Raw genomic sequence first — 7,005 nt, forward strand, 5'->3', positions numbered from 1 at the left:
TTTTGCATTCACTTACGATCGGTTGCGTGGATTACTCCCAGCCCACCTGATTGAAAATCTCCTGAGCCGTTGAAAGGTTTTGCGCCACTGCCGACAGATCCACATCATCTGGCTTGAACAGGCCAAGCGCAGCGACGGACGGGCTCAGACCAACACCCGGTACCGCCGGATATTCGTCATTGCCCGACGAAAAATACTGCTGCGCCTGATCCGACGTGAGGTATTCTAGGAACGCTACCGCATTTTCATAGTTCGGCGCATGTGCCGCGATGCCACCGCCCGACAGGTTCATATGCGCGCCTTCCGCGTTCTGGGCCGGAAAGATCCAGCCGATATTGGCCATCGCATCCTGATCGAGGCCTTTCACGTCCGTGCGCAGGGCGCGCGCGAAATAATAGGTGTTCGAGATCGCGATATCGCATTCACCCGAGACCAGACCGCGCAACTGATCCGTGTCGCCCCCTTGTGGGTCGCGTGCAAAATTGTCCACGACGCCTTGCGCCCAGCCCCGTGCGGCCTCTTCGCCGTGGTTTTCGATCACTGAAGCCAGCAGCGTCTGCGAGTAGACGTTGCTTGAGGACCGATGACATACCATGCCCTTATAGGCCGGATCGGCAAGGCTCAGATAATCGGTCGGCGGGTTTTCAACGCGATCCTTTGCAAAAAAGATGATGCGCGCACGTTGAGAAAAGGCGAACCACTGATTGTCTTCATCTTGCAAATAGGCGGGGATCCGGTCTTCGAGAACTTCGTTTTGAACCGATTGCAGAACGCCTGCGTCCTTGGCGCGCTGCAAACGCGACGTGTCCACCGTCAAAAGTACATCCGCCGGGGAATTGGCGCCCTCGGCTTGCATGCGGGCGATCAACTCATCTGCGTTGCCTTCGATCCGGTTGACCGTAATGCCCGTCAAATCGGTAAAGTCCGAATACAGTCGTTCATCCGTATCGTAGTGACGCGATGAATAAAGGTTGAGTTCCCCGTCCGCCAGGGCGGGTGTTGCGATAAGAAGGGCCATAATGCTGGCGGTCAAACAACGGGACATGTGTTACTCCAATATATCCTGATAAAAACAGTCAATTAATGATTTCAGCCGAGTCGTCAAGCATATCCTACAAAAACACTCAGATAATCGTTGTCGCGTCATATCCGTATATCCAGTCCTGTCGCCCGTGGATCAGATTTGGTAAAATGCGTGCGCCGATTGCCATCGGCCCATAGATCGCAGCCCGGCCAAGCATCGATCCATGATGAAACAAGCGCGCGTTGGATGCAGAGCCCTTTTGCACCCGCGAAGTCCGGCCGATACGCAGATCATGGAACCTGCGAAAGGCAGCGTCCGGCGCGTCCTCGGCATCCAAAGCTGCTGCCAAAATCCATGCGTCCTCAAGTGCTTGCACGGCGCCCTGCGCCATGGACGGCAGCATTGGGTGTGCTGCATCCCCCAGCAAGACCACCCGTCCCTCGTGCCAGCGCGGCAAGGGGGCGCGATCAAACAGCGCCCAACGATTCAAGGTCCCGGCCCGGTCAATCAGCGTTGTTACAACCGGATGCCACCCTGCAAAGGCCGCCTGCGCGTCTGCCTTTTGCCCGACGACGCGCCATCCTTCCGGTGAGGGTTCCGGCATTTCGACCATCCCCACAAAGTTGGCCATTGTCCCTGCGCGCAAGCGCGTTGTGACCGCGTGACGCTTGTCGCCCGCCCAGATGCACGCGCCCGGCGGCGGCGCATGATCCCCCAGCGCGTCAATCGGTACAACGGCGCGCCAGGCCACGTTTCCGGTATAATGCGGTGCGTCCGGCCCGAGCATCTGGGTACGCAGAACCGAGTGCAGGCCATCTGCGCCAATCACGATATCGCCTGTCATTTCGCTGCCGTCCCCGCAGGAAAGCGCGACGCCCGTGCTGCTCTGGGCATAGCCCGTGACAGTAACCCCGGTATGGATCGCCTCCGGAGCCAGATTGCGCAACTGCTCTGCCAGAGCCTCCACAAGATCGGCCCGGTGTATGTGAATATAGGGCGCGCCCCACCGTCGTTCCGCCTCACCGCGCATTTGCAAGCCAAAGACCTTGCGACCGGAGACCCCCATGCGCATTTCGATCTGTTCCGGCTCGAACAATGTGTCCCGGATCAAAGGGATCACACCGAGTGCTTCGAGCACCCGCCATCCATTTGGCGCGATTTGCAATCCGGCTCCGATTTCGCTCAGGGCCGGGGCTTGTTCGAGAACGGTCACATCGTGGCCGCGTTGGGCCAGTGCGATGGCTGACGCAAGCCCGCCGACGCCGCCCCCGACAATCAGTGCCTTCACGATAGCGCTCCCTCAGCCCGCAATTGCGCGCGCGCATCTGCGTCCACGCCCATTTCGGAAAGGATCGCGTCAGCGTCCGCACCGGGTGCGCCGGGCAGTGTCGGCGTGCGCGACGTCGAGCGCCCAAATCGCGGTGCCGGGGCCGCCTGTCGCACGTCCCCCGGCGCTACGTAAACGCCGCGCTGTGCAAGATGCGGTTGCGCTGCCGCTTCGTCCAGCGTCAGAACCGGAGCCACGCACGCATCCGTACCCGCGAACGTCGCGGCCCAGGCATCGCGACTGCGCGTCTTCAAAATCGCCTCAAAGCGCTCTTGCATCGCGGGCCAACTCCTCCGGTCATTCTGATCCGGCAGATCGGCCTGCTGCAACCCCAATCCGTCCAGTAACAGCGCATAAAACTGCGGCTCCAGCGCGCCGACGGCCACGTGACGCCCATCGGCGCAGGTATAACAGCGATAAAACGGCGCGCCGCCATCGAGCCAGTTGGTGCCGCGCTCAGGGTGCCAAATGCCCTGCGCAATCATGCCGTGGAGCAGGCCCATCATTGCGGACACCCCATCGATCATGGCTGCATCTACGACCTGACCCTTGCCCGACACCCCGCGTTCGATCACTGCAGCCAGCAGACCATAGAGCAGGAACATCGTGCCGCCGCCATAATCTGCCACAAGGTTCATCGGTGGTTCCGGCGGCCCATCCGCCGGACCCATCATGCTGAGCGCGCCGGTGGTTGCGAGATAGGTGATGTCATGGCCCGCGATCTGCGCGAGCGGCCCGCTTTGCCCCCACCCTGTCATCCGGCCATAGATCACAGTGTCAGGGCAGTCGTTCGGGCCAAGGTTCAAACGCTCCATCACGCCGGGGCGAAACCCTTCGATCACAATGTCGCAGGTGCCGATCAGTTTTTGCGCCGTCGCATGCCCCGCCTTGGACTTCAGGTTCAACGCGATAGACCGCTTGCCGCGCCGGTTCACGTCGGTTGGGTCGACCGGGCCGGAAGCCCGGTCAATCACGATCACATCCGCCCCAAGATCGGCCAGCAACTGGCCCGCCAAAGGGGCCGGGCCAAGCCCTGCAAATTCAACAACTTTCAGTGTGGCAAGCGGCCCGGTCATCTCATCCTCCCTTTGCCGCGTGATAGGACAGAAAGCACGGGCAAGCTGCAAGTCCCAACATGCTGCGCGCTTAGGCCTGAAACACCGGAAAACTGACGCCGAGTGCCCAGGCGAGCACCAGTCCAAGGGCCAGACCTGCCGCCAAGGGGCCCGAACGCTGCGCTGCCGCATGGCCCATCGTCCCGAATACAAGGTAAAACAGGACCAGTACCGGTGCGATCATGATCAAAAAGAACAGGCCCTCGAAATCCAGCGACACTGCAAAGCCGAGCGACACAAGAAAAGATCCTCGCACGGCGATACGGCGCAGCAGGCCCGCAGTTGCGGTCAGCGTCGTATCGGCAAGCATGTAAGGCAGCGCCCCGGCGATCATCGCAACGATTATCCAAAGACGCTCCGGCGTGGGCCAGAAGTTGGCCGCGTACCGATCCAGTGCAAACCCAAAAAGGGCGGACCAGATTACCAAAAGGCCAAAAGCGGGCCAAGACATAGGCCCGAACGGAATGCGCCACAGCCTTAAGAGCACCAGTTGAATCGCGCCAAAGACAAACAGGTGGAGCACAAGATAGTCGGCGACCAACACCGGCAGGATCCCGACATTGAGAGGAACAGCCACCAGCGGAGCAATCACCATTGGCAGGATCAGGGCAATCGCAAGCCGCTTCCGGCTCAGGGTTGTGTCGGGCAGGGTGCACACGGGCAAATACCGCGCGATACTGCGAAACAGAAAAACAAGACCGAACAGAAGTCCCAAAATCGCCCAGCCAGTGGGCCATATCCGCACGTCAGAGCTGCGCCCGTATGCAACATCCAGCCAGTTCACCGCCTCAGCCCGCCCGACGCGGCTTTGCAAGACGGAAACATGTTCGCTGAACGGCGCTGCAACTGCGCGGCGTGACACATTGCCCGCCTTCACCGTTTCGCCCTCCTCTGCGTCTGCCGGTGCGACCATCTGCACGGCCTCTCTGGCAAAGCCACGCAGTCCGGCCTCCCATGCGCCCGAGATAAGCAGCAGGTTGGTCGGGGTGGTCGCGTCGATGGCCTTCGAGAAAGCCGAAATCAGGACAATCGGGCCGATATCGTCCCGTTCGGCAGCCACGCGGACCAGAATATCCGTCGCCATGGAGTGGCCGATCAACGCCACTGGCTGGTCGGTTTCAACGGCGTCAATGACGCTGTTGGTTTGGGCCATCAACAACCTTGTGGTGCCGTCCAACACGGTCACGTCCCCCGACATCGGCGTCGGGTTTCGGCCGTGTCCCAGATAATCGAAGGCGAAAACGCGGTACCCTGTCCGCGCCAGAGGCAACGCATACCCCTGCATCATCTGTTGCGATCCGGCAAATCCGTGCGCGATGACAACAGTCGGGCCATTGCCGTCGGGCGTCGAATATTCCGTGACGGGCGTCTGACCCACGTCGAACTGCGATATCGAGACGGTATGCCGTGCAGTTTCCAGCACCCAAAGCGAGATCATCGTCATCGCGATGGCAATAATTGCTCTCACTTTCATCAGCTTCTTGTGGCCCCCGTTATAGTTGGAAAACTGTGTCGCATGCCAATCATGTCAAGCAAAGCGATCCGTAGTGGTCCACGGAGCGAGGCACGCCAAAAGGCGCCTGAATGCAAAACATTGCGACGCGACACGGTTTTCGACGGCCATAAACTCTACCAGTCCAGACTTGCATTCGGGTCCCGCAAGGCTTGCAGCCGTCGGGCCGCATGCATCGCGAATTTCTGGACCATCACCTTACGACGGGCCGCCGCAATCTTGTTTTCCGGCGCCACGCGAACAATCTCCGCGTCATATGCGTCACCGATCATCACCCCGGTTTCATCTGGCAGTATGTCAACCGGAAACGTGGAGTCTACTGCCCAGAAAAATCTGTCGCACCACTCCAGATACCCCTCCCATTTCTGGTCTGACATTAAATCGGCGCGGCTGGATTTGCATTCCACCACCCAGATTTCCCCCTTGGGACCGAGCGCAATGACATCAACACGAAGGCCGCGGGCCGGAACAAACTCTTCGACGGTGACCCATCCCAGAGATGCTAAATGGCGGGATACACCACGGGCCAAAAGCTGGCCCGGTGTGGGAATGGTGGGATCAGGTATGTTTTGCATGACCCAGTCTTACGAACAAACCCTGAACACTGGCAAGGCGCTGCTGTTGAACGCCCAAGAAAATTCGTACGAATTTTCTTGGGCATGCAAACGGAACCGGTCCGCATTCGGCAGAAAACGTGAAAAACATGCATTTGTGACCTTGAAGTAAAACCAAATGGTGTCATATTAAATAAAACCAAAAGGTACTATTTCATATGCAATCAGGAGACCCCATGACCGATACCGCACAGAACGTGTTCCGTGCTTTGGCCGACCCGACCCGACGAGACATCCTGCGCATGCTGGGCCGCGATGCTATGACAATTGGCCAGGTCGCCGGCCAATTCGACATGACGCGGGCTGCGATAAAAAAACACCTGACCGTGCTCAATGATGGCGGCCTGATTACAGTCGAGGCACGCGGTCGCGAGCGGATCAACAAGTTCAACCCGGCAGGGCTCGCCCCCGTGTTGTCCTGGCTCGAATACTTCGACCGATTCTGGGATGACCGTCTCGCCGCCCTCAAAACAACCATTGACAAGGACACAGCATGACCGCCACGAATCTCACTAAAACCATATACCTTGCTGCACCGCGCACCAAAGTCTGGGACTATCTCACCCAGCCTGAACATCTGGCCAAGTGGTTTCATGCGCCCAAGGCACCCATGATCGAAGGGCAGAAGCTGGAAATGTTCGGAACGGAAAGCGGCGATCTGCTGATCTGGGGCACCGTCAGCAAAGCGCAAAAGCCCGATTACCTTGAATACACGTTTACGGTCAAACCCATGGGCGACACTGTCAGCATCGTCAAATGGACCCTCACCGAGGTACCGGGCGGAACGCAATTGTCGCTGGTTCACGAGGGACTCCCGCAAGATGCCGAGGCTTTTGGCTTGATCATTTCGCTGGACAAGGGCTGGGACGATCACCTCATGCGGATGCGCACACATGTGCACGACCCTGCATGATCGTTGCGCATGAACCTTGGCGCCACCGTCCGGCCCGAGACGACGGTGCAAGCCATTGGGGTTCGTTTTTGAAATTTAGGCAGCACACCCATTAATTCTTGTTTGATTGCATAGTTTTGTGATTCAGTTTCGTTCAAACAACGGGCGGGAGGATACAAGTGGCGCGATCAGACATGACCGATCTGGAATGGGAGTTCATCAAGGCGACCTTGCCGACCAAAACACGCGGCAAGAAACGGGTTGATGATCGCCGCGTGATCAACGGCATTTTCTACGTCCTGCGCACCGGCATCCCTTGGGCTGACCTACCCAGCGAATACGGCCCGCCGACAACGGTCTACAACCGGTTTAACCGCTGGAGCTATGCGGGCCATTGGGACCGGATCATGGACGCCATCGCCGATGCGCATAACGTTGACATGGTGATGGTCGACGGGACCAGCGTGCGCGCGCATCATTCCGCCGCGACGCTAAAAAAAAGACCCGCGCCGCTGTTTAG

The 7,005-nt window shown here is 59.0% G+C and carries 8 protein-coding genes; 3 read left to right on the forward strand and 5 right to left on the reverse strand.

Annotated elements, in window-relative coordinates:
* Positions 1-31 precede the first annotated feature (31 nt).
* From LC354_RS05985 to LC354_RS06005, 5 genes are all read right to left on the reverse strand, one after another.
* Positions 32-1,045 carry an extracellular solute-binding protein gene (locus LC354_RS05985; RefSeq protein WP_223422008.1) on the reverse strand — a complete coding sequence of 338 codons (1,014 nt, stop codon included), beginning with the start codon at positions 1,043-1,045 and terminating at the stop codon, positions 32-34.
* 79 nt (positions 1,046-1,124) lie between these two features.
* Positions 1,125-2,312: an FAD-dependent oxidoreductase gene (locus tag LC354_RS05990; RefSeq protein WP_223422009.1), complete on the reverse strand. Its 1,188-nt coding sequence runs from the start codon at positions 2,310-2,312 to the stop codon at positions 1,125-1,127.
* A complete protein-coding gene (locus LC354_RS05995; RefSeq protein WP_223422011.1) occupies positions 2,309-3,427 on the reverse strand; it encodes a CaiB/BaiF CoA transferase family protein in 1,119 nt (372 codons plus the stop codon). Before LC354_RS05995 ends, LC354_RS05990 begins: the two co-directional genes overlap by 4 nt.
* Before the next feature lie 70 nt (positions 3,428-3,497).
* Positions 3,498-4,940 (reverse strand): alpha/beta hydrolase, encoded by a 1,443-nt coding sequence (locus LC354_RS06000; protein WP_223422012.1) that lies wholly within the window; start codon positions 4,938-4,940, stop codon positions 3,498-3,500.
* A 155-nt stretch (positions 4,941-5,095) separates the two neighbouring features.
* Positions 5,096-5,554, reverse strand: a complete 459-nt coding sequence (locus tag LC354_RS06005; protein ID WP_223422014.1) for an MmcB family DNA repair protein — start codon at positions 5,552-5,554, stop codon at positions 5,096-5,098.
* A 215-nt stretch (positions 5,555-5,769) separates the two neighbouring features.
* Between LC354_RS06005 and LC354_RS06010 the strand changes: the two genes are divergently transcribed.
* From LC354_RS06010 to LC354_RS06020, 3 genes are all read left to right on the forward strand, one after another.
* Positions 5,770-6,090, forward strand: coding sequence for an ArsR/SmtB family transcription factor (locus tag LC354_RS06010; RefSeq protein ID WP_223422015.1), 321 nt, complete (start codon positions 5,770-5,772; stop codon positions 6,088-6,090).
* Positions 6,087-6,506, forward strand: a complete 420-nt coding sequence (locus LC354_RS06015) for an SRPBCC family protein (RefSeq protein ID WP_223422017.1) — start codon at positions 6,087-6,089, stop codon at positions 6,504-6,506. Before LC354_RS06010 ends, LC354_RS06015 begins: the two co-directional genes overlap by 4 nt.
* A 158-nt stretch (positions 6,507-6,664) precedes the next feature.
* Positions 6,665-7,005 (forward strand): IS5 family transposase (locus LC354_RS06020; protein WP_223422018.1); only part of this gene is annotated, 341 nt, incomplete at its 3' end.

Origin of the sequence: Tateyamaria pelophila, from assembly GCF_019966495.1 — a bacterium.
GTDB classification, from domain to species: Bacteria; Pseudomonadota; Alphaproteobacteria; order Rhodobacterales; family Rhodobacteraceae; genus Tateyamaria; species Tateyamaria pelophila.

Excerpts from the sequence above, each read along its gene's own strand:
- LC354_RS05995 (WP_223422011.1), bottom strand. The coding sequence starts at position 3,427 with ATGACCGGGCCGCTTGCCACACTGAAAGTTGTTGAATTTGCAGGGCTT.
- LC354_RS05985 (WP_223422008.1), bottom strand. The coding sequence starts at position 1,045 with ATGTCCCGTTGTTTGACCGCCAGCATTATGGCCCTTCTTATCGCAACA.
- LC354_RS06000 (WP_223422012.1), bottom strand. The coding sequence starts at position 4,940 with ATGAAAGTGAGAGCAATTATTGCCATCGCGATGACGATGATCTCGCTT.
- LC354_RS06005 (WP_223422014.1), bottom strand. The coding sequence starts at position 5,554 with ATGCAAAACATACCTGATCCCACCATTCCCACACCGGGCCAGCTTTTG.
- LC354_RS06015 (WP_223422017.1), top strand. The coding sequence starts at position 6,087 with ATGACCGCCACGAATCTCACTAAAACCATATACCTTGCTGCACCGCGC.
- LC354_RS06010 (WP_223422015.1), top strand. The coding sequence starts at position 5,770 with ATGACCGATACCGCACAGAACGTGTTCCGTGCTTTGGCCGACCCGACC.